The organism is Geodermatophilus aquaeductus, assembly GCF_900182545.1.
In the GTDB taxonomy this organism is placed as follows: Bacteria; Actinomycetota; Actinomycetes; order Mycobacteriales; family Geodermatophilaceae; genus Geodermatophilus; species Geodermatophilus aquaeductus.
The window spans coordinates 109,476-129,802 of sequence record NZ_FXTJ01000005.1 but is presented as its reverse complement, the minus strand read 5'-3'; the positions used below and the strand labels follow the sequence as shown (position 1 = coordinate 129,802).

Here is a 20,327-nt window from a genome sequence, read left to right as displayed (position 1 = left end):
GCCGCCCCTGGGGCGGGACCGAGGACGCGCCTACCCTCGGCGTCCGTGACGACCGTGGACGACCCCCGCACCACCGCCGACGTCAAGCCCCGCAGCCGCGAGGTGACCGACGGCATCACCCGCGCCCCGGCCCGGGCGATGCTGCGCGCCGTCGGCATGGGCGACGACGACTGGGAGAAGCCGCAGATCGGCGTGGCGTCGTCGTGGAACGAGATCACCCCGTGCAACCTCTCGCTCGACCGGCTGGCCAAGCGGGCCAAGGAGGGCGTGCACGCCGCCGGCGGGTTCCCGCTGGAGTTCGGCACCATCTCCGTCTCCGACGGCATCTCCATGGGCCACGAGGGCATGCGCGCCTCGCTGGTCAGCCGCGAGGTCATCGCCGACTCGGTGGAGACGGTCATGTTCGCCGAGCGGCTCGACGGCTCGGTGCTGCTCGCCGGTTGCGACAAGTCGCTGCCCGGCATGCTCATGGCCGCGGCGCGGCTCGACCTCGCCAGCGTCTTCCTCTACTCCGGCTCCACGCTGCCGGGGAAGCTCGGCGACCGCGACGACCTCACGATCATCGACGTCTTCGAGGCCGTCGGCGCCTGCGCCCGCGGGCTGATCACCCAGGACGAGCTGGCCGCCGTCGAGCGCGCCGCCTGCCCGGGCATGGGCTCCTGCGGCGGCATGTACACCGCCAACACCATGGCCAGCGTGGCCGAGGCGCTCGGCATGGCCCTGCCCGGCAGCGCCGCCCCGCCGGCCCCCGACAGCCGCCGCGACGCCTTCGCCGTCGCCTCCGGCGAGGCCGTGGTGAACCTGCTGCGCAAGGGCATCACCGCCCGCCAGATCATGACCAAGGAGGCGTTCGAGAACGCGATCACCGTGGTGATGGCGCTCGGCGGCTCGACCAACGCCGTCCTGCACCTGCTGGCGATCGCGCACGAGGCGCAGGTCGACCTCACGCTCGACGACTTCAACCGGATCGGCGACCGCACGCCGCACCTGGCCGACGTCAAGCCCTTCGGCCGGTTCGTGATGACCGACATCGACCGCGTGGGCGGCGTCCCGGTCGTGATGCGGGCGCTGCTCGACGCCGGGCTGCTGCACGGCGACACGCTCACCGTGACCGGGCGGACGATGGCCGAGAACCTGGCCGAGATCGCCCCGCCGGACCTCGACGGCACGATCGTCCACGCGATGAACGACCCGATCCACAAGACCGGCGGCCTGACGATCCTGCGCGGCTCGCTGTCGCCGGAGGGCGCGGTCGTGAAGTCGGCCGGGTTCGACGCCGACGTCTTCGAGGGCACCGCGCGCGTCTTCGACGGCGAGCAGGGCGCCATGGACGCCGTCACCGAGGGCACGCTGCAGCCCGGCGACGTCGTCGTCATCCGCTACGAGGGCCCCCGCGGCGGGCCGGGTATGCGCGAGATGCTCGCCGTCACCGGCGCGATCAAGGGCGCGGGCCTGGGCAAGGACGTCCTGCTGCTCACCGACGGCCGGTTCTCCGGCGGGACGACGGGGCTGTGCGTCGGCCACGTCGCCCCCGAGGCCACCGACGGCGGCCCGATCGCGTTCGTGCGCGACGGCGACCGCATCCGGCTCGACCTGGCCGCCCGGACGCTGGACCTCCTGGTCGACGACGACGAGCTGGCCCGGCGCCGGCAGGACTGGGCGCCGCTGCCGCCGCGCTACACCACGGGGGTGCTCGGCAAGTACGCCAAGCTGGTCGGCTCCGCGGCCCAGGGCGCCATCTGCGGATGACGGAAGGACCCCGCTGCCCCCCACCACGCGCTCCGCTCGTGGCGGGCCCCTGCAGCGGGGCCGTTCCAGCACCTCACCAGGAAGGGTGACGGCGCTCCCCGGGGACTGTCGCCGGGGAACGCCGCTGCCGACACCCCCGGTGTGGACAGGCGGATCGGGTGGCTGCTGGCGTGCGCCGTGCCGGCCGCGGCGGCGTGCGTCCTGGCCGCCGCCGAGCCCTCGCTGTACTGGCTCGGCGACGCCGTCACGGGCCTGGCCGGGCTGCTCACCTGCCTGGCGCTGCTCGCCCTGAGCCGCTCCGGCGACCCCTCCGCGCCGCCCTGGCGGCTCATGGCCGCCGCGGCGCTGTTCCCCGTCGTCGGCCTGGTCCTCAGCACCGCGGTGGCGCCGGAGTCGGCGCTGTCCGCGGTGGTGCTGCGATGGGTGCCCACCGTCCCCGGCTACGTCCTCGTGGTCGTCGCCTCGCTCGGCATGGTCGAGCGCTCCAGCCTGCGCCGCACCTGCCGGCGGACGCTCCTCGAGCTCGCCCTCTTCGGCGCCGCCGCCCTGGTCGCCATGCAGCTGCTGCTGGTCGGCCCCGGCAACAGCTGGACGGCGCTGTCGCTCGGCGCCCAGCTCGTGCTCGGCGCCGCCGTCGTGGCCTGCGCGGCCGCCATGGCCGCCGGGCTCACCGTCCTCGGTGCCGTCGAGGCGCACCGCCAGCGCATGGCCACGGTGCTGCTCGGCGCTCTCGTCGTGCTCTGCGCCGCCCGCGGGACCGGCACCGCCGCCGCGCTCCTCGGCGCGTACGACGCCGTCCCGCTGACCCGCGTCGCCGTCGTCGTCGGCCTCGCGCTGCTCGTCCTGGCCCGCCTGCTCGACCCGGGCACCGGCCCGGACGTGCGGCGCCGCGCTGCCGGCGGCCGCGCCGACCAGCTGCGCTCGGTGCTGCCGCACCTGGCCCTGGTGGTCGTCGTCGCGCTGGTGGTCGTGCCGCTGGCGCTCGGGACGACGCCGACCTGGGTGACCCTCGCCGGGGCGTTCGGGTGCGTGGCGCTGTCGGCGGCTCACCGCTGGGTCACCGCCCGCGAGGACTCCCTGCGCGGTGCCCGGCTGCGCCGCGACGAGGCGTACTTCCGCAACCTGCTGCACGCCGGCCGCGACGCCGTCCTCGTGCTGGACGGGCGGCTGCGGGTCGGCTTCGCCTCGCCCGCCATGGCCGCGCTGCTGGGCACGACGCCGGCCGAGCTGACCGGCCGGGACGTCCTCTCCGGCGCCGCCGGCCGGCCGGGCACCCTCGACCCCGGGGACGCCGCCGAGCTGCGCCGTGTCCTCGACACCGGCGCCGGCGGCCTGGTGACCCTGCACGCCCGCGACGCCGGCGGCAGCCGCCGCTGCCTGGAGGTCAGCGTCTCGGACCTGCGCACCGACCCCGCCGTCGGCTCGGTGCTGCTGCACTGCCGCGACGTGACCGAGCGGGTGGCCCGCGAGCGGGCCCTCGAGCAGGTCGCGTTCACCGACGCGCTCACCGGCCTGCCCAACCGGGCCGGCTGGGACGCCGCCCTGGCGCCGACCACGGAGCGGGCCGGCTCCTGCGTCCTCCTGGTCGAGGTCGCCGGGCTCGACGAGGTCCGCGAGCACGCCGGCCGCGACGCCGTCGCCACCGTCCTGGTCGAGCTCGGCCGGCGGCTGCGCTCGGCCGTGCGCGGCGACGAGGTGGTCGCCCGGCTCGTCGGCGGCACGTTCGCCGTCCTCGCCGAGGGCGACGCCGACACCGCCGCCCTGCTCGGCGACCGCTGCCTGGCGGTGCTGGAGCAGCCGGTCACCACCCCCGCAGGCGTCTTCGACCTCACCGCGGCCATCGGCGTCGTCGTCGTGGAGCCGGGGACCGACGTCGCGGAGGTCGGCGCCCGCGCGGAGCTCGCGGTCGCGGCCGCCCGCACGTCCGGCTCGGCGCGCGCCACCTGCTGGACGCCGGCGCTCGGCGCGGCCGCCGCCCGCCGGGCCCGCCTGCGCGACGACGTGCCCGGCGCGGCCGACCGCGGCGAGCTGTGGCTGGCCTTCCAGCCGCTGGTGCGCATGAGCGACAAGCAGGTCGTCGGCGTCGAGGCGCTGATGCGCTGGCGGCACCCGGAGCTCGGGGAGGTCCCGCCACGCGAGTTCGTGCCGATCGCCGAGCGCGCCGGGGTCATCGGCGCGCTGCAGCGGTGGGTGCTGCGCGAGGCCACCGCGGCCGTCCTCGCCCTGCCGCAGACCGGCGACGCGCCGCTGCGGCTGGGCGTGAACGTCTCCGCGGCGCACGTGGCCGACCGGACCCTCGTCGAGGACGTCGCCTGCGCGCTGCGCACCTCCGGCCTGGCGCCCGAGCGGCTGGTCCTGGAGATCACCGAGGCGACCGTGCTGGCCGAGGGCGACTCGGTCGCCGTCGACATCGAGGCGCTGCGGCTCATGGGCGTGCACGTCGCCCTCGACGACTTCGGCACCGGCTCCTCCTCGCTGGCCCACCTCACCCGGCTACCGGTCGACGTGCTCAAGCTCGACCGGTCCTTCGTCTCCCGCGTCGACCGCGACCGGCAGAGCCGCGCGCTGTGCGAGGCGGTCCTCACCGTCGGCCGCTCGCTCGGGCTGCAGGTCGTCGCCGAGGGCGTCGAGACGCCGGCCCAGCTCGGCGTGCTGTGCGGCCTGGGCCTCGACCACGCGCAGGGCTTCCTGCTGTCCCGCCCGCTGCCGCTGGCCGACCTCGTGCGCCTGCTGCGCGACGGCGGGGGCCTGCTGTGGCCCGGCCTGGTCGGGTCCTCGGCCGACGGCGGGGCCGCTGCCGCCGACGTCCCCGCCGTCCGGGCCGGCCGCCGTGGCTGAGCGCCGTGCCGCCAGGGCCGCGGTGGGAGCGCAGGTGCTGCTCGCCGTCCTCGGTGTCGTCACGACCGTGGCGCAGCTGAGCGGGGCAGCGGTGTCGGCCTGGCTCCTGCCCGCCGCCCTCGGCCTCGCCTCCGCGACCGCCGCCGTCGTGCTCGCCCGCTGCGCTGCCCGGCTGCCCGGGCGCGCCGGCCGGCCGTGGCGGGCGCTGGCCGCCACCGGGGCGCTGCTGGCACTCGGCCAGGCGATGGCCCTCGCCCGGCCCGGCCGCGACCTGTCCTCCGGCGGCGTCGAGGACCTGCCCGTGCTGCTCGCCGTCCCCGTGGCCGTGTCCGCCGCGGTGCTCCTGCTGCCACCGCGGTCCTCCCGGCGGCTGGGCACCCGGGTGCTCCTCGACGGCGTGGTCGTCACCGTCGCCGTCGCCCTGTCCGGCGGCGTCCTCGTCGGCGAGCTGGTCGCCGGGACGTCGGACCCGCGGCCGGGCCTGATCTCGGTCGGCTACCCGCTGGTCGGCGCGGTGCTGTGCGGCATCGGCCTGGTCACCCTGACCGCCGTCGCCGAGGGCCGCCGCCGGGCCGCCGGTTGGCTGCTCGTCTCCTTCGTCGCGATGGCGCTCGTCGCCCTCGCCGGCGCGCTCGGCCGCACGTCCGCCGGCTCGGCGTCCCCGGCGTGGGACGTGGTCACCGTGCTCGCCTGGCTGGTCATGCTGGGCGCCGGCCTGCGCGGCGCCCTGGCCGACGTCGGCGCGCACGAGGAGCCCGGCCGCCGCGCGCTGCCCCTGCGCGGCGGCGTCCTCGCCCACGGCGCGGCCACCGCGGCGCTGCTCGCGGTCACCGGCGGCGCGGTCACCGGCCGTCCCGTGACGGTGGGCGAGGCCGTCGCGGCCGCCGTCCTCGTCGTCCTGACCTCGGCCCGGACGCTCTACTGGGCGGTCGACGCCGCGGCGCTCACCCGCCGCCTGGAGCGGACCGAGGGCTGGTTCCGCGCGCTGGTGCACAGCGGCGACGCCGTCACCCTCGTCCTCGACGGCCCCGGCCGGGTCACCTCGGTGTCCGGTCCCGTAGCCGACCGGCTGGGCCGCGCGGAAGCCGACCTGCTCGGCCACGTCCTGGTCGACCTGCTGCACCCCGAGGACCGCGACCTGCTCGACCGCGTCGGCGCCGCTCTCCGCGACGGCACGCCCGACGGCCTGCCCGCCACCGGTCGGCTGCACGCCACCGACGGCACGTGGCGCGACGTCGAGGTCTCCGGCGCCGCCCCGGCCGCCGGCCGCCGCGCCGGCGACGGCCTGGTGCTGCACCTGCGCGACGTCACCGAGCGCCGCGCCGGTCACCGCGAGCTCGAGAGGCTGGCCTACACCGACTCGCTCACCGGCCTACCCAACCGCGCGCGCTTCATGGCCGCGCTCGACGACGCCCTCGCCGGTGCCGCCCGCGGCCGCCGCTCGTGCGTGCTGCTGGTCGACCTCGACGGCTTCAAGGCGGTCAACGACGTCGCCGGCCACGACGCGGGGGACCGGCTGCTGTGCGAGGTGGCCGACTCGCTGCGCGCCGAGGCCCGCGGCGGTGACCTGGTCGCCCGCCTCGGCGGCGACGAGTTCGCCCTCGTCGTCGACGCCGGCCCCGACGAGGCGCTGGCGCTGGCCGAGCGGCTGGTCGCGCGGCTCGACCGCACCCACCGCTACGCCGCGCCCGGCGACCCCGAGGGCGCCGGACCGGTCCTGCGCACGTCGGCGAGCGTCGGCGTCACCGAGGTGGTCGCCGGCGCCGACGCCTCGGCCACCGTCCGCGAGGCCGACCTGGCGCTGCGCACGGTCAAGGCCCAGGGCAAGAACGGCGTCCGCGCGTCGGGGGAGGCCCTCGTCGAGGAGTCCGCCCGGCGCAGCCGGCTGGCCCGCGACCTGCCCGGCGCCATCGCCCGGGGCCAGCTGCGGCTGGTGCACCAGCCGGTGGCCGGCACGGCCGAGCGCCGCATCCTCGGCGTCGAGGCGCTGGTGCGCTGGGACCATCCGGTGCACGGGCCGGTGTCGCCGGAGGAGTTCATCGGCCTGGCCGAGGACGACGGGCTGATCGTGCCGCTGCAGCGGTGGGTGCTGGAGACGGCGACCGCCGAGCACGCGCGGCTGGTGGCCGGCGGCCGCGACCTCAAGCTGGGCGTCAACATCTCGGTGCGCCACCTGCAGGCCCGCTGCCTGGTGGAGGACGTCACCCGCGCGCTCGAGCGCTCCGGCCTGCCGGCGCACCTGCTGATGATCGAGGTGACCGAGAGCGTCCTCATGGACGACGACGAGCGGCTGCTGGCCGAGCTCGCCGAGCTCTCCGCGCTGGGCTGCGTCGTCTCCCTCGACGACTTCGGCAAGGGCTACTCGTCGCTGGCCTACCTCGCCCGGCTGCCCGTGCAGGTGCTGAAGATGGACCGCGGGTTCGTCTCGGGCATCGACACCGACCCGCGCGGCGCCGCCCTGGTCGGCAGCGTCGTCGACCTCGGCCGCACCCTGGGCATGGACGTCGTCGCCGAGGGCGTGGAGACGCCGGAGCAGATGGCGGTCCTCACCGCGCTCGGGTGCCGGTTCCTGCAGGGCTGGCTCATCGGCCGCCCGGTGCCCGCCACGGAGCTGCCCGCGGTCGTCGACGGCTTCGACGCCGCGCGGCTGGGAGCGCCCGAGCCGGTCGCCGTCCCATGAACGAGACGACACGGTCTCACGGTGTGGGACGTCCTGGTTGACGTCCGGGCGGGCGAGGCGCACAGTGTGCCCGTGCCCTCCGCCTGCCTGCTCCTCGTAGTCGCCTAGCGCGCCGGTCGCCCGACCGACGCGCTACGCCCCTCTGTGCCCGCGGCACGAGGGGTTTTTTGTTGGCACGAGGCCCGGGGCGGGGCCGGCCCGGCGGACCGCCGGGACCCCTCCCGCCCGGAGCAGACACCCGAACCGCACGTCCGCCCGCTCGTCCGGCCCAGGAGACAGCCCGCATGACGACCACCCCGAGCGAGTCCGCCACCCGAGAGGCCGCAGCCGCCCTCACCGGTGTCGAGACGACGGCCCGCTCCATCGCCGAGTCCGCTCACCTGCCCGCGACCGGCATCACCGGCGCGCAGAGCCTGGTCCGCTCGCTCGAGGCCGTGGGCGTCGAGGTGGTCTTCGGCATCCCGGGCGGGGCGATCCTCCCGGCCTACGACCCGCTGTTCGACTCGCACGTGCGGCACGTCCTCGTCCGCCACGAGCAGGGCGCCGGGCACGCGGCCACCGGGTACGCGCAGGCCACCGGCCGGGTCGGCGTCTGCATGGCCACGTCCGGCCCGGGCGCGACCAACCTGGTGACGCCGCTGGCCGACGCCTACATGGACTCGGTCCCGATCGTGGCCATCACCGGCCAGGTGCCCAGCGCCGCGATCGGCACGGACGCGTTCCAGGAGGCCGACATCCGCGGCATCACGATGCCGATCACCAAGCACAACTTCCTGGTCACCGACGCCGCGGAGATCCCGCAGCGGATCGCCGAGGCCTTCCACCTGGCCGCCACCGGCCGCCCCGGACCGGTCCTGGTCGACATCCCCAAGGACGTCCTGCAGGCCACCACCGACTTCTCGTGGCCCCCGCGGCTGGACCTGCCCGGCTACAAGCCGACCACCCGCCCGCACGGCAAGCAGGTGCGCGAGGCCGCGGCGATGATCGCCGGCGCGCGCCGGCCGGTCCTCTACGTGGGCGGCGGCGTGCTCAAGGCCGGTGCCACCGAGGAGCTCGCCGAGCTCGCCGCGCTCACCGGCGCGCCCGTCGTCACCACCCTCATGGCCCGCGGTGCCTTTCCCGACAGCTCGCCGCAGCACCTGGGGATGCCCGGCATGCACGGCACCGTCGCCGCGGTGACCGCGCTGCAGAAGGCCGACGTCCTCGTCGCCCTCGGCGCCCGCTTCGACGACCGGGTCACCGGCCAGCTGTCGACCTTCGCGCCCGGCGCGCTGGTCGTGCACGCCGACATCGACCCCGCCGAGATCGGCAAGAACCGCAAGGCCGACGTGCCGATCGTCGGCGACGCCAAGGAGACGATCGCCGAGCTGGTGACCGCGCTGCGCGCCGAGCACGCCGCCGGCCGCACGCCCGACCTCGCCGCCTGGTGGGAGCAGCTCGACGACTGGCGCACCCGCTACCCGCTCGGCTACGAGTGGCCCGAGGACGGCTCGCTGTCGCCGCAGTACGTCATCGAGCGGATCGGCGCCATCGCCGGCCCCGACGCGATCTACACCTCCGGCGTCGGCCAGCACCAGATGTGGGCCGCGCAGTTCATCCGGTACGAGAAGCCGGGCACCTGGCTCAACAGCGGCGGCGCCGGGACGATGGGCTACGCCGTCCCCGCGGCCATGGGCGCCAAGTACGGCCGCCCGGACACCACGGTGTGGGCCATCGACGGTGACGGCTGCTTCCAGATGACCAACCAGGAGCTGGCCACCTGCGCCATCGAGGGCATCCCGGTCAAGGTCGCCGTCATCAACAACGGCAACCTCGGCATGGTCCGGCAGTGGCAGACCCTGTTCTACGAGGGTCGCTACTCCAACACCCGGCTGCACGCGAGCAACGCCGACGGGACGCCGAAGCCGGTGCGCATCCCCGACTTCGTCGCGCTGGCCGAGGCCCTGGGCTGCGTGGGCCTGCGCTGCGAGTCCAAGGACGACGTCGACGCCGTCATCGAGAAGGCCATGGCGATCACCGACGCCCCGGTGGTCATCGACTTCGTCGTCGGCGCCGACGCCCAGGTGTGGCCGATGGTCGCCGCGGGCTCGAGCAACGACGACATCCTCGCCGCGCGCGACCTGCGCCCGGTCTTCGGCGACAACCAGGTCTAGGGGGACCGAGATGACCCGCCACACCCTGTCGGTCCTGGTCGAGAACAAGTCGGGTGTCCTGGCCCGCGTCTCGGCGCTGTTCAGCCGGCGCGCGTTCAACATCGAGTCGCTGGCCGTCGGCCCGACCGAGAACCCCGACCTCTCGCGCATGACGATCGTCGTCGACGCGGAGTCCGCTCCGCTGGAGCAGGTGACCAAGCAGCTGAACAAGCTGGTCGAGGTCATCAAGATCGTCGAGCTCGACGGCGGCTCCGCGGTCCAGCGCGAGCTGCTGATGGTGAAGGTGCGCGCGCCGATGGCCGAGCGCACCACCGTGCTGCAGACCGCCGAGCTGTTCCGCGCCCGCGTGGTCGACGTCAACACCGACACCGTGACCCTCGAGGCCACCGGCACCCCGGACAAGCTGCAGGCCCTGCTCGCCGTCCTCGCCCCGCTGGGGATCAAGGAGATGGCGCAGTCGGGCACCGTCGCCCTCGGCCGGGGTCCGCGCTCGATGAGCGGCGCCGGTACCTTGCGCCCGGTCGACCGCAGCGCCTGATCCCGCAGCGCCTGAAGACCCAGAACCCCCTACGAGAACCCACCGAAGGAGCACCACCGCATGGCCGCCGAGATCTTCTACGACGACGACGCCGACCTGTCGATCATCCAGGGGCGCACCGTCGCCGTCATCGGCTACGGCAGCCAGGGGCACGCGCACGCCCTGTCGCTGCGCGACTCGGGCGTGGACGTCCGGGTCGGCCTGCCCGAGGGCTCGAAGAGCCGGGCCAAGGCCGAGGCCGAGGGCCTGCGGGTGGTCACCCCCGCCGAGGCGGCCGCCGAGGCCGACCTGGTGATGGTCCTGGCGCCCGACCACGTGCAGCGGACGCTCTACAGCGAGTCGATCGAGCCCAACCTGCAGGACGGCGACGCGCTGTTCTTCGGCCACGGCTTCAACATCCGGTTCGGCTACATCAAGCCCCCGGCCGGCGTCGACGTCGCCATGGTCGCCCCCAAGGGCCCCGGCCACCTCGTGCGCCGCGAGTTCGAGAACGGCAAGGGCGTGCCCTGCCTGGTCGCCGTCGAGCAGGACGCCAGCGGCGGCGCGCTGCAGCTCGCCCTGTCCTACGCCAAGGCCATCGGCGGCTCGCGGGCCGGCGTCATCAAGACGACCTTCGCCGAGGAGACCGAGACCGACCTGTTCGGCGAGCAGGCCGTCCTCTGCGGTGGCGCCAGCGCGCTGATCACCGCCGGGTTCGAGACGCTCACCGAGGCCGGCTACCAGCCCGAGGTCGCCTACTTCGAGTGCCTGCACGAGCTCAAGCTGATCGTCGACCTCATGTACGAGGGCGGCATCGCCAAGCAGCGCTGGTCGGTGTCCGACACCGCCGAGTACGGCGACTACACCTCCGGCCCGAAGGTCATCGACGCCCGCGTCAAGGAGTCGATGAAGGACGTCCTCGCCGCGATCAAGGACGGTTCCTGGGCGGCGGCCTTCATCGCCGACCAGGACGCCGGCGCCCCCGACTTCAAGCGCCGTCGCGCCGAGGCCGAGGCGCACCCGATCGAGGAGACCGGCCGCCGGCTCCGCGGCCTGATGAGCTGGGTGTCGGCGTCCGACGACTACACCGGCACCGCCGCCCGCAACTGAACGAACGAAACGGCCCCCGCTGCCTGCAGGCAGCGGGGGCCGTTCTCGTCGGTGCAGGTCAGTACGAGAGCCCCCGCGACGCGAAGTACTGCTTGGCCTGCGGCTGCTGCAGCAGGAACACGATCAGGCCGGGCAGGACGAAGCCGAGCAGGGCCGAGAACTCGAAGCCGCCGCCGACGGCCAGCGAGATGACCAGCGTCAGCAACTGGATGCCGATGGAGGCGTAGCTGCCCAGGAGCAGCAGCCGGGGGCCCTTGCCGGTGAGGACCTGGATGCCGCCGACCAGCACGACCACGGCCGTGGCGACCGCCAGCAGGGTGAACAGCCCGAGCAGGGGGCTCAGCGCGAAGAGCAGACCGATACCCAGGATGGCCAGCAGGCCGAACAGCGAGCCCAGGCCACCGATGACGACACCGATGACCGCGGCTGCGGTCACCTGGCCGGGACGCTGACCCGCCGGAGCGCCACCGTAGGGGGAGGGGCCGCCGAAGCCGCCGCCGTAGGGCGCCGGGGGCTGCTGGCCGTACGGCTGGCCGTGGGGCTGCTGCTGACCGTAGGGCTGCTGGCCGGGCGCGCCGTAGGGCTGACCACCCTGCGGGGAGTTCTTGTCGAAGCTGGGGTTGGTCATGCTCTGCTTTCCTCCTGGGGTGGCGGGCGCCCGGTCGGCGACCGGCGGCGGACCATAGCCGCTGCGAGACGTCCGTGGGGGCCCGCCGGTGTCGGCGGACCCCCACGGGGTGAACGCGGTCAGCGGCCGCGGCGTGCCCGGTGCGCGGCGAAGAACGCGGCGGCCGGCTTCATCGCCAGCAGGACGACGATCGCCAGCGCGGCGAGGAAGAACAGCAGGCTGGTGATGATCCCGCCCGCGCCGGCGGTGTCGGCGTCGGAGAGGTTGCCGATCAGCCCGAAGAGCGTGAAGGCCAGGGCGATCGAGCCGCCGACCAGCAGCATCACGCGGCTGCGCCCGGTCAGCGCCCACACCGAGCCCCAGATCATGACGACGGTCCAGATCAGGGCGAGCAGGCCGAAGACCAGGATGACGCCGCCGACGGCACCGGCGACGGCGCCGAAGCCGGGGATCTCGTTGTCCAGGTCGTCACCGGCACCGCTGGCCAGCGCGCCGGCGAAGATCGCCACGAGGCTGATCAGCACGCCGATCGCGCCGAAGACGAAGCCGAGCACGGCCGCCGTCACGACGCCGCCGGGCTTGGCCGGGACGCCGCCCTGGCCGTACTGCTGGCCGTACTGCTGGGCGTAGCCCTGCTCGCCGTAGCCCTGCTGGCCGTAGGGCTGGGCCTGGCCGTACCCCTGCTGGCCGTATCCCTGCTGGCCGTATCCCTGCTGGCCGTAGGGCTGGGTCTGGCCGTAGCCCGGCTGGGGGTACTGCTGGCCGTATCCCTGCTGGCCGTACCCCTGCTGCTGGTCCTGGCCCTGCTGGCCGTACTGCTGGTCCGAGGGCTGACCCTGGCCGGAGGCCGATGCCCCGCCCTGGTCCTTGCCGAAGTCAGTCATGGTTCTCCCTTGCGGGCGCCTCCTGGTGCGGCGCGTCGCGCGCCAGGATGCGGGCGCGGTCGGGCACGGGCAAGCAGCCCACTCCCACCGGGGCGGGACTGTGACCTCTGGGGCGCGCCGTTCCCGCCCCGTGACCGCGCCGCGAGCAGGCGGACGCGGGAACAGCACGCCGCGTCCCCGCGCTGGAGACCGCGTGACCGAGACCGCGCCCGTCGTCCTGATCGCCGAGGAACTCGCCCCCAGCGTGCTGGAGGTCCTGGGCGCCGACGTCGAGATCCGCTCCGTCGACGGCGCCGACCGCTCCGCGCTGCTGCCCGCGCTGGCCGACGCGGCGGCGGTCATGATCCGCAGCGCCACGCGGATCGACGCCGAGGCCCTCGCCGCCGCACCGAACCTCAAGGTCGTCGCCCGCGCCGGCATCGGCCTGGACAACGTCGACGTCGCCGCCGCCACCGAGCGCGGCGTCCTGGTGGTCAACGCCCCGACGTCGAACATCGTCAGCGCCGCCGAGCACGCCGTCGCGCTGCTCCTGGCCGCCGCCCGCCAGATCCCGGCCGCCGACGCGTCGCTGCGCGAGGGCGCCTGGAAGCGGTCGCAGTTCATGGGCGTCGAGGTCACCGGCAAGGTGGTCGGCGTCGTCGGCCTCGGCCGCATCGGCCAGCTGGTGGCCCAGCGCATGGCCGCCTTCGGCACCACGCTGATCGCCTACGACCCCTACATCCAGCCCGGCCGCGCCGCGCAGCTCGGGGTGCGAATGGTGTCGCTGGAGGAGCTGCTCCGCGAGGCGGACTTCATCACCGTCCACCTGCCGAGGACGCCGGAGACGCTCGGGCTGATCGGCGCCGAGGAGCTGGCCACCACCAAGCGCGGCGTCATCGTCGTCAACGCCGCCCGCGGCGGGCTGGTCGACGAGGCCGCCCTGGCCGACGCGCTGCGCACGGGCCAGGTCGGTGCGGCCGGGATCGACGTCTTCGCCACCGAGCCCACCACCGACAGCCCGCTGTTCGGCCTGCCCAACACCGTCGTCACCCCGCACCTGGGCGCCTCGACGACGGAGGCGCAGGACAAGGCCGGCACCGCCGTCGCCCACTCCGTCCGGCTGGCGCTGCAGGGCGAGTTCGTGCCCGACGCGGTCAACGTGCAGGCCGGCGGCGTCGTCGCCGAGGACGTGCGGCCCGGGCTGCCGCTGGCCGAGAAGCTCGGCACGGTGTTCACCGCCGTCGCCGGCGGGCTGGCCCAGTCGGTCACCGTCGACGTGCGCGGCAAGCTCGCCGAGTTCGACGCCTCGGTCCTGCAGCTGGCGGTGCTGCGGGGCGTGTTCGCCGACGTCGTCGAGGAGCAGGTCACCTACGTCAACGCGCCGCTGCTGGCCGGGCAGCGCGGGCTCGAGGTGACGCTCACCAGCGACGTCGAGAGCCCCGACTACCGCAACCTGGTGCGGGTGCACGGCGCGATGGCCGACGGCCGCGAGGTCGCCGTCTCCGGGACGCTGTTCGGCAAGAACCAGGTGCCTAAGCTGGTCGAGGTCGACGGCTTCGACATGGACCTCGACCTGTCGGGCCACCTGCTGTTCTTCGTCTACACGGACCGGCCCGGCGTCGTCGGCACGGTCGGGGCGGCGCTGGGGGAGGCCGGTGTGAACATCGCCGGGGCGCAGGTCAGCCGCACCACCCGCGGCGGCGAGGCGCTCATGGCCGTCGTCGTCGACAGCCCGGTCGGTGCCGACCTGCTGGCCGACATCGCCGGCCGGATCGGCGCGCGCGAGGCCCGCTCGGCCGACCTCGACCCGCGCTGACCTAGGGTCGTCGCCATGCGCCTGGCTGTGATCGCGGGAGACGGCATCGGTCCCGAGGTGGTCGCCGAGGGCCTCAAGGTCCTCCGGTCGGTCGCCCCCGACCTGGAGACGACGGACTACGACCTGGGCGCCACCCGGTGGCAGCGGACCGGTGAGCTGCTGCCCGACTCGGTGCTCGACGAGCTGCGCGGGCACGACGCGATCCTGCTCGGTGCCATCGGCGACCCGGGCGTGCCGCCCGGCATCCTCGAGCGCGGGCTGCTGCTGCGGCTGCGCTTCGAGCTCGACCACCACGTCAACCTGCGCCCGGCCAAGCTCTACGACGGCGTCCGCAGCCCGCTGGCCGACCCCGGCAGCATCGACATGCTCTGCGTCCGCGAGGGCACCGAGGGCCCGTACGTGGGCAACGGGGGCGTCCTGCGCCGCGACACCCCGCACGAGATCGCCACCGAGGTCAGCATCAACACCGCCTTCGGGGTGGAGCGCGTCGTCCGCTACGCGTTCGAGCGGGCGCAGGCACGGCCGCGCCGGCACCTGACGCTGATCCACAAGACCAACGTGCTCACCCACGCCGGCTCGCTGTGGTCGCGGACGGTCGAGGAGGTGGGCGCGGAGTTCCCCGATGTCACCGTGGCCTACCAGCACGTGGACGCGGCCTCGATGTTCTTCATCACCGACCCGGGCCGCTACGACGTCATCGTCACCGACAACCTCTTCGGCGACATCGTCACCGACGTCGCGGCGGCGGTGACCGGTGGCATCGGCCTGGCCGCCAGCGGCAACCTCGACGCCTCGGGCACCAACCCGAGCATGTTCGAGCCGGTGCACGGATCGGCGCCCGACATCGCCGGGCAGGGCATCGCCGACCCGACGGCCACCGTGCTCTCGGTGGGCCTGCTGCTCGACCACCTCGGCCACGCCGACCTGGCGCGCCGGGTCAACGCCGCCGTCGCCTTCGACCTGTCCACCCGCGAGCCGCAGGCGCAGGTCCGCACCGCCGAGGTCGGCGACCGCCTGGCCGCCCTCGCCGGCGGCTGAGGCGCGGGGTCCCGGGGCTACACTCCGGGGCGATGCACCTGCTCGGCACCACCCTCATCATCGGCTAGCGCGCGGTCAGCACCCCCGACCGCGCGCAGACCTCCCGTTCCCGGGGGGTCTTCTTCGTGTCAGGGGCCTGGTCGCCGCCGAACCCCCCGGGAGCACCCGTGGACACCCTCGACTTCCACGTCTTCGACACCACGCTGCGCGACGGCGCGCAGCGCGAGGGGATCAGCTTCTCCGTGGCCGACAAGCTGGCCACGGCGCGGCTGCTCGACGAGATCGGCGTCGGCTACATCGAGGGCGGCTGGCCGGGGGCGCTGCCCAAGGACACCGAGTTCTTCGCCCGCGCGCGCACCGAGCTCAAGCTGCGGCACGCGGTGCTGGTGGCCTTCGGTGCCACCCGCAAGGCCGGCGTCCGCGTCGAGGACGACCCGCAGGTGCGCGCGCTGCTCGACGCCGAGACGCCGGTGGTCTGCCTGGTCGCCAAGTCCGACGTCCGCCACGTGCGCGAGGCGCTGCGCACCACGCTCGAGGAGAACCTCGCGATGGTGGCCGACACCGTCGCCTTCCTCGTGGCGCACGGCCGGCGGGTGTTCGTCGACTGCGAGCACTTCTTCGACGGGTACGCCGCCGACCCCGACTACGGCGTGCAGGTGCTGCGCGCCGCCTTCGCCGCCGGCGCCGAGGTCGGCGTCCTGTGCGACACCAACGGCGGCATGCTGCCGATGGGCGTGGGCCGGGTGGTCGCCGACGTCCGCTCGCGGGTCGAGGGACGCCTCGGCATCCACTGCCAGGACGACACCGGGTGCGCCGTCGCCAACTCGCTGGCCGCCGTCGAGGCCGGCGTGACCCACGTGCAGGGCACCGCCAACGGCTACGGCGAGCGGGCTGGCAACGCCGACACCTTCGCGCTGGTGGCCAACCTGGTCACCAAGATGGGCCTGCCGGTCGTGCCCGCGGACTGCCTGGCCGAGCTGCAGCGGGTCAGCCACGCGATCGCCGAGCTCGCCAACATCGCCCCCGACGACCACCAGCCCTTCGTCGGGACGTCGGCCTTCGCGCACAAGGCCGGCCTGCACGCCAGCGCGATCAAGGTCAGCCCCGAGCTCTACAACCACCTCGACCCGGCCGTCGTCGGCAATGACATGCGCATCCTCGTGACCGAGATGGCCGGCCGCGCCTCGGTCGAGCTCAAGGGCCGCGAGCTCGGCGTCGACCTCGACGGGCACGCCGACGTCGTGGGCGCGGTCGTCGACCGGGTCAAGGCGCTCGAGGCCGGCGGCTGGTCGTTCGAGGCCGCCGACGCCTCCTTCGAGCTGCTCCTGCGCTCGCAGCTCCCGGGCGCGCCCGAGCCGCTGTTCGAGCTGGAGAGCTACCGGACGACGGTCGAGCACTGGGGCAACGGCGTCGTCGTCAGCGAGGCGACGGTGAAGATCCACGTCGACGGCGAGCGGATCATCAGCACCGGCGAGGGCAACGGCCCCGTCAACGCCCTCGACAACGCGCTGCGCCAGGCCCTGGTCAGCCGCCACCCGCAGCTGGCCGACGTCTCGCTGGCCGACTACAAGGTCCGCATCCTCGGCTGGAAGGGCGGCACCAGCGCCACCACCCGGGTGCTCATCGACACCACCGACGGCGTGGGGGAGTGGACCACCGTCGGCGTCCACGACAACATCGTCGAGGCCTCCTGGCACGCCCTGGTCGACGCCCTCACCTACGCCGTCCGCCACCGCTGAGGCGACTACACCGTCGGCCTACCGGCCGACACCGCGGCCAGGTGCGGTCCCCCAGGTGCGTTGAGCCCAGCCACGGCGTCCCGGCCGGGAGCCTCCGGCCCCGCGACCGGTCCGACGTCCTGCGCAGGGCGGCTCGCGGTCAGTGGTGGGCGTACTCGTCCACCCGCCACCACATGGCCAGGGCCATGGCCGGGAGCATCAGGACGTGGCCGGCGGTCATCAGCACGCCGCCGGACACCGCGCCCAGCCAGAACGGCACCAGCAGGAGCGCGAACGGCACGTACATCGCCGCCGACATCTCCGTGATCGCCGGCCACGAGTGGCCGCGGAAGCGCATCCAGGCGGCCATGCCGATCGCCATGTCGGTCGCCATGACCAGCGCGGCGACGTCGGCCCGGTCGTCCAGCCCGGGCCAGAGGAACCCGTGCACCGGGCCGAGCACGACCATCCCGGCGAGCATGGCGACCACCATCTCGAGGTAGTGGCGGACGAGGTGCCGGGTGCGCCGGCTGCGGGGGGACTGCGTCGTCGTCATGACGGGGAGCGTCGGGCGCGGCGCCGTCCCTGCCAGGTGCCGGAGGTCACGGTCGCCGGTCACGGTCCGGCGTGACCGGCCTCAGATCAGCTCGAGGGCGCGGGCGTGCAGCGCGGCCTGCGTGCGGTCCCGGGCGCCGAGCTTGCCGAGCACGCTGGTCACGTGGTTCTTGACCGTGCCCTCCGCGAGGAACAGCGCGGCCGCGATCTCCCGGTTGCTGCGGCCGTCGGCGAGCAGCCGGAGGACGTCGAGCTCGCGGTCGGACAGCGGCACGACCAGCGGCTGCGGCCGCCTCCGCGGGGCGTCGAGCTGCGCGGCGTCGAGCTGGGCGAAGCGGGCCACGACCTTCGCCGCGACCGAGGGCTGCAGCACCGACTCGCCCCGCGCGGCCGACAGCACCGCCTCGACCAGGCGCTCGGAGGACACGTCCTTGAGCAGGTAGCCCAGCGCCCCGGCGCGCAGCGCGGCGAAGACGTCCTCGTCGTCGTCGAAGGTGGTCAGCGCCAGGACGCGGACGCCGGGCTGCTCCACGCGCAGCCGGCGGGTGGCGCCGATCCCGTCGAGCACCGGCATGTGCAGGTCCATGAGCACGACGTCGGGGCGCAGCGCGGCCGACCGCTCCAGCGCCTGGTGCCCGTCGGCGGCCTCGCCGACCACCTCGACCTCGGGCCGGGCGCCCAGCAGGGTCACCAGTGCCTCGCGGAACAGCGCCTGGTCGTCGACGACGAGCACGCGCACGGGGCTCACCCGGGCACCTCCACCAGCAGCTCGGTGCCCGCGCCGGGCGCCGGCCCCACGGTCACGCGCCCGCCGACCCGCGCCGCCCGTTCGCGCAGGCCCACGAGGCCGAAGGTGCGGCGGTCGGCGTCGGGGGCGCAGAGGCCGCGGCCGTCGTCGCGGACGGCCAGTCGCACGGTGCCGTCCGCGCCGTAGGCCAGCGTCACCCGCGCGCACGTGGCGCCGGCGTGCTTGCGGACGTTGGTCAACCCCTCCTGGGCCGACCGGAACAGCGACTCCTCGGCCTCCTGCGGCAGCGGACGCTCGGGGCCGGTGACCTCGAGCGTGGCGTCCAGGCCCGCGGCCGCCGCCTCGCCGGTCAGCGCCTCCAGCGCCGCCCGAAGCGGCGGGCGGGCGGCCGGCTCGCGCAGCGTGGCCACCGACCGGCGCACCTCCGCCAGTGCCTCGCTCGCCTGGTGCTGCGCCTTGGCGAGGACGGCGTCGGCGCGCGCGGGATCGGCGCCCATCACCGCGCGGGCGGCCTGCACCTGCATCTGGACGACGGTGAGGTGGTGGCCCAGGCCGTCGTGGATGTCGCGGGCCAGCCGGTTGCGCTCGCGCGTGGTGGCGAGCTCGGCGGCCTGTGCGGCGTACCCGCGCAGCAGGTCGTTGGCCTCGGCGAGCTCGGCACGCGCCCGCTGCGCCTGCTGGAGCAGGGCGGTGACGACGGCGGTGAACACCGCGGCGCCGAGCAGCCCGAGGGCGTTGCGGGCGAAGTCGGCCCATCCCATGCCCAGGTGCACCAGCGGCACGACCGCCGTCACCGCGGCCGCCGCGGGCAGCGGGAGCAGCAGCACGCACTGGCTGACCAGCACGAGCAGCAGCAGCGTCGCCCCGACCGCGCCGTGCGCCGCGGCGAACAGCAGCACGCCGAGCGGCAGCTGCAGGCCCACGTGCGCGGCCGTGAGCCAGTACCGGCGGGGCGCCGGCTGGCGGGGGAGCCACCACAGCGAGGCCAGCGCGTGCGCGGCGTACGTCGTCCCGAGGGCGACCGCGAGCAGCGGGTGCGGATGGGCGGTCGCCTCGACGGCGACGGTGAGCAGCGCGAGGCACGTCAGCACCGCGAGGGCGCGGGTCACCGGCCCACTGTCGCGCCGACGCCCGCTCCCGGTCAACGACCCGGACGGGTCACCGCCGCGGCTGCACCTCGCCCATCGGGCCGAAGCCGCTGACGTCGGGGGTGTCGACGTAGATGATCTGCGGCTGCTCGGCGACCAGGTCCGACATCCAGTCGAACGCGGCCTTGGCGTGCGGGGTGGCCACGTGCGAGGCGCCGGCGTCGGAGTCCCGGAAGCCCTCGATGCAGACGAAGGTGTTCGGGTCGAGCACGCTGCGGGACCACTCGAAGAACAGGCTGCCCTCCTCCGCGTTCACCGCCGCGGCGTACTCGTCGGCCTTGGCGCGGAACTCGTCGATCGCGTCGGGCCGGACGGGGAACTTGATGACGATCAGGATCACGGGGACTCCTCTGGTGTCACAACGGGTGGAGCCGGCGGCGCAGCAGGCAGAACGGGTTGCCCTCGGGGTCGGCGAGCACGTGCCAGCTCTCCTCCCCGGTCTGCCCGACGTCGGCGCGGGTGGCGCCGAGGTCCAGCAGCCGCTGCAGCTCGGCGTCCTGGTCGCGGTCGGTGGCGTTGAGGTCGACGTGCAGGCGCGACTTGGCCGTCTCGTACTCACCGACCGGCGTGAAGACCAGCGTCGGGGCCGCGCCGCCGAACCCGGCCTCCGGGCCGATCTCGACCGCGCCGTCCTCGTCGCGGCCGAGCACCCGGTAGCCGAGCACCTCCGCCCACCACGCGGCCAGCGCCTCGGGGTCGCGGCTGTCGATCACGAGCTCACTGAACCGGGCGGCCACCCGGTCACCGTAGGGCGGGCGGCGGGGAC

Annotated in this window: 16 protein-coding genes; 9 read left to right on the top strand and 7 right to left on the bottom strand. The window is 74.9% G+C overall.

Features of this window, described 5'->3' with window-relative positions:
• Positions 1-45: 45 nt before the first annotated feature.
• The 6 genes from ilvD (at position 46) to ilvC (ending at position 11,047) form a co-directional block, all read left to right on the top strand.
• The gene (gene ilvD, locus FN207_RS14080) at positions 46-1,749 is read left to right on the top strand and encodes a dihydroxy-acid dehydratase (protein ID WP_142459130.1); all 1,704 of its coding nucleotides are present in this window, start codon (positions 46-48) and stop codon (positions 1,747-1,749) included.
• Positions 1,750-1,890: 141 nt separating this feature from the next.
• Positions 1,891-4,587 carry a putative bifunctional diguanylate cyclase/phosphodiesterase gene (locus FN207_RS14075; protein ID WP_142459129.1) on the top strand — a complete coding sequence of 899 codons (2,697 nt, stop codon included), beginning with the start codon at positions 1,891-1,893 and terminating at the stop codon, positions 4,585-4,587.
• Between the two features lie 34 nt (positions 4,588-4,621).
• Positions 4,622-7,267 carry a putative bifunctional diguanylate cyclase/phosphodiesterase gene (locus tag FN207_RS14070; protein WP_142459128.1) on the top strand — a complete coding sequence of 882 codons (2,646 nt, stop codon included), beginning with the start codon at positions 4,622-4,624 and terminating at the stop codon, positions 7,265-7,267.
• A 284-nt stretch (positions 7,268-7,551) separates the two neighbouring features.
• Positions 7,552-9,420: an acetolactate synthase large subunit gene (locus FN207_RS14065; RefSeq protein WP_142459127.1), complete on the top strand. Its 1,869-nt coding sequence runs from the start codon at positions 7,552-7,554 to the stop codon at positions 9,418-9,420.
• 10 nt (positions 9,421-9,430) lie between these two features.
• Positions 9,431-9,958 (top strand): acetolactate synthase small subunit, encoded by a 528-nt coding sequence (ilvN, locus tag FN207_RS14060; protein WP_110905375.1) that lies wholly within the window; start codon positions 9,431-9,433, stop codon positions 9,956-9,958.
• 60 nt (positions 9,959-10,018) lie between these two features.
• Complete coding sequence (gene ilvC / locus FN207_RS14055; RefSeq protein ID WP_142459126.1) at positions 10,019-11,047, top strand: ketol-acid reductoisomerase; 1,029 nt, start codon at positions 10,019-10,021, stop codon at positions 11,045-11,047.
• A gap of 58 nt (positions 11,048-11,105) precedes the next feature.
• Here the strand turns inward: ilvC and FN207_RS14050 are convergent, their stop codons facing one another.
• A complete protein-coding gene (locus tag FN207_RS14050) occupies positions 11,106-11,675 on the bottom strand; it encodes a hypothetical protein (RefSeq protein WP_142459125.1) in 570 nt (189 codons plus the stop codon).
• Positions 11,676-11,794: 119 nt separating this feature from the next.
• The gene (locus tag FN207_RS26690; protein WP_221888198.1) at positions 11,795-12,559 is read right to left on the bottom strand and encodes a hypothetical protein; all 765 of its coding nucleotides are present in this window, start codon (positions 12,557-12,559) and stop codon (positions 11,795-11,797) included.
• A 193-nt stretch (positions 12,560-12,752) separates the two neighbouring features.
• Here FN207_RS26690 and serA point away from each other — a divergent pair, with 193 nt between their 5' ends.
• The 3 genes from serA to cimA all read left to right on the top strand — a co-directional run bounded on the left by serA (position 12,753) and on the right by cimA (position 17,131).
• A complete protein-coding gene (serA, locus tag FN207_RS14040; protein WP_142459124.1) occupies positions 12,753-14,354 on the top strand; it encodes a phosphoglycerate dehydrogenase in 1,602 nt (533 codons plus the stop codon).
• A 15-nt stretch (positions 14,355-14,369) separates the two neighbouring features.
• On the top strand, positions 14,370-15,392 hold the full coding sequence (locus tag FN207_RS14035) for a 3-isopropylmalate dehydrogenase (protein ID WP_142459123.1): 1,023 nt from the start codon (positions 14,370-14,372) through the stop codon (positions 15,390-15,392).
• A 167-nt stretch (positions 15,393-15,559) separates the two neighbouring features.
• A complete protein-coding gene (cimA, locus tag FN207_RS14030) occupies positions 15,560-17,131 on the top strand; it encodes a citramalate synthase (RefSeq protein WP_142459122.1) in 1,572 nt (523 codons plus the stop codon).
• 139 nt (positions 17,132-17,270) lie between these two features.
• Here the strand turns inward: cimA and FN207_RS14025 are convergent, their stop codons facing one another.
• The 5 genes from FN207_RS14025 to FN207_RS14005 form a co-directional block, all read right to left on the bottom strand.
• Positions 17,271-17,666 (bottom strand): hypothetical protein, encoded by a 396-nt coding sequence (locus FN207_RS14025; RefSeq protein ID WP_142459121.1) that lies wholly within the window; start codon positions 17,664-17,666, stop codon positions 17,271-17,273.
• An 81-nt stretch (positions 17,667-17,747) separates the two neighbouring features.
• Entirely contained in the window at positions 17,748-18,413 is a 666-nt protein-coding gene (locus FN207_RS14020; protein ID WP_142459120.1) for a response regulator, read from the bottom strand.
• Entirely contained in the window at positions 18,410-19,522 is a 1,113-nt protein-coding gene (locus FN207_RS14015; protein WP_142459119.1) for a sensor histidine kinase, read from the bottom strand. Before FN207_RS14015 ends, FN207_RS14020 begins: the two co-directional genes overlap by 4 nt.
• 49 nt (positions 19,523-19,571) lie before the next feature.
• Complete coding sequence (locus tag FN207_RS14010) at positions 19,572-19,901, bottom strand: putative quinol monooxygenase (protein ID WP_142459118.1); 330 nt, start codon at positions 19,899-19,901, stop codon at positions 19,572-19,574.
• Between the two features lie 16 nt (positions 19,902-19,917).
• The gene (locus FN207_RS14005; RefSeq protein WP_142459117.1) at positions 19,918-20,298 is read right to left on the bottom strand and encodes a VOC family protein; all 381 of its coding nucleotides are present in this window, start codon (positions 20,296-20,298) and stop codon (positions 19,918-19,920) included.
• Between the last annotated feature and the right edge of the window lie 29 nt (positions 20,299-20,327).

Excerpts from the sequence above, each read along its gene's own strand:
- FN207_RS14065 (WP_142459127.1), top strand. The coding sequence starts at position 7,552 with ATGACGACCACCCCGAGCGAGTCCGCCACCCGAGAGGCCGCAGCCGCC.
- ilvN (WP_110905375.1), top strand. The coding sequence starts at position 9,431 with ATGACCCGCCACACCCTGTCGGTCCTGGTCGAGAACAAGTCGGGTGTC.
- ilvC (WP_142459126.1), top strand. The coding sequence starts at position 10,019 with ATGGCCGCCGAGATCTTCTACGACGACGACGCCGACCTGTCGATCATC.
- FN207_RS14050 (WP_142459125.1), bottom strand. The coding sequence starts at position 11,675 with ATGACCAACCCCAGCTTCGACAAGAACTCCCCGCAGGGTGGTCAGCCC.
- FN207_RS26690 (WP_221888198.1), bottom strand. The coding sequence starts at position 12,559 with ATGACTGACTTCGGCAAGGACCAGGGCGGGGCATCGGCCTCCGGCCAG.
- FN207_RS14035 (WP_142459123.1), top strand. The coding sequence starts at position 14,370 with ATGCGCCTGGCTGTGATCGCGGGAGACGGCATCGGTCCCGAGGTGGTC.
- FN207_RS14025 (WP_142459121.1), bottom strand. The coding sequence starts at position 17,666 with ATGACGACGACGCAGTCCCCCCGCAGCCGGCGCACCCGGCACCTCGTC.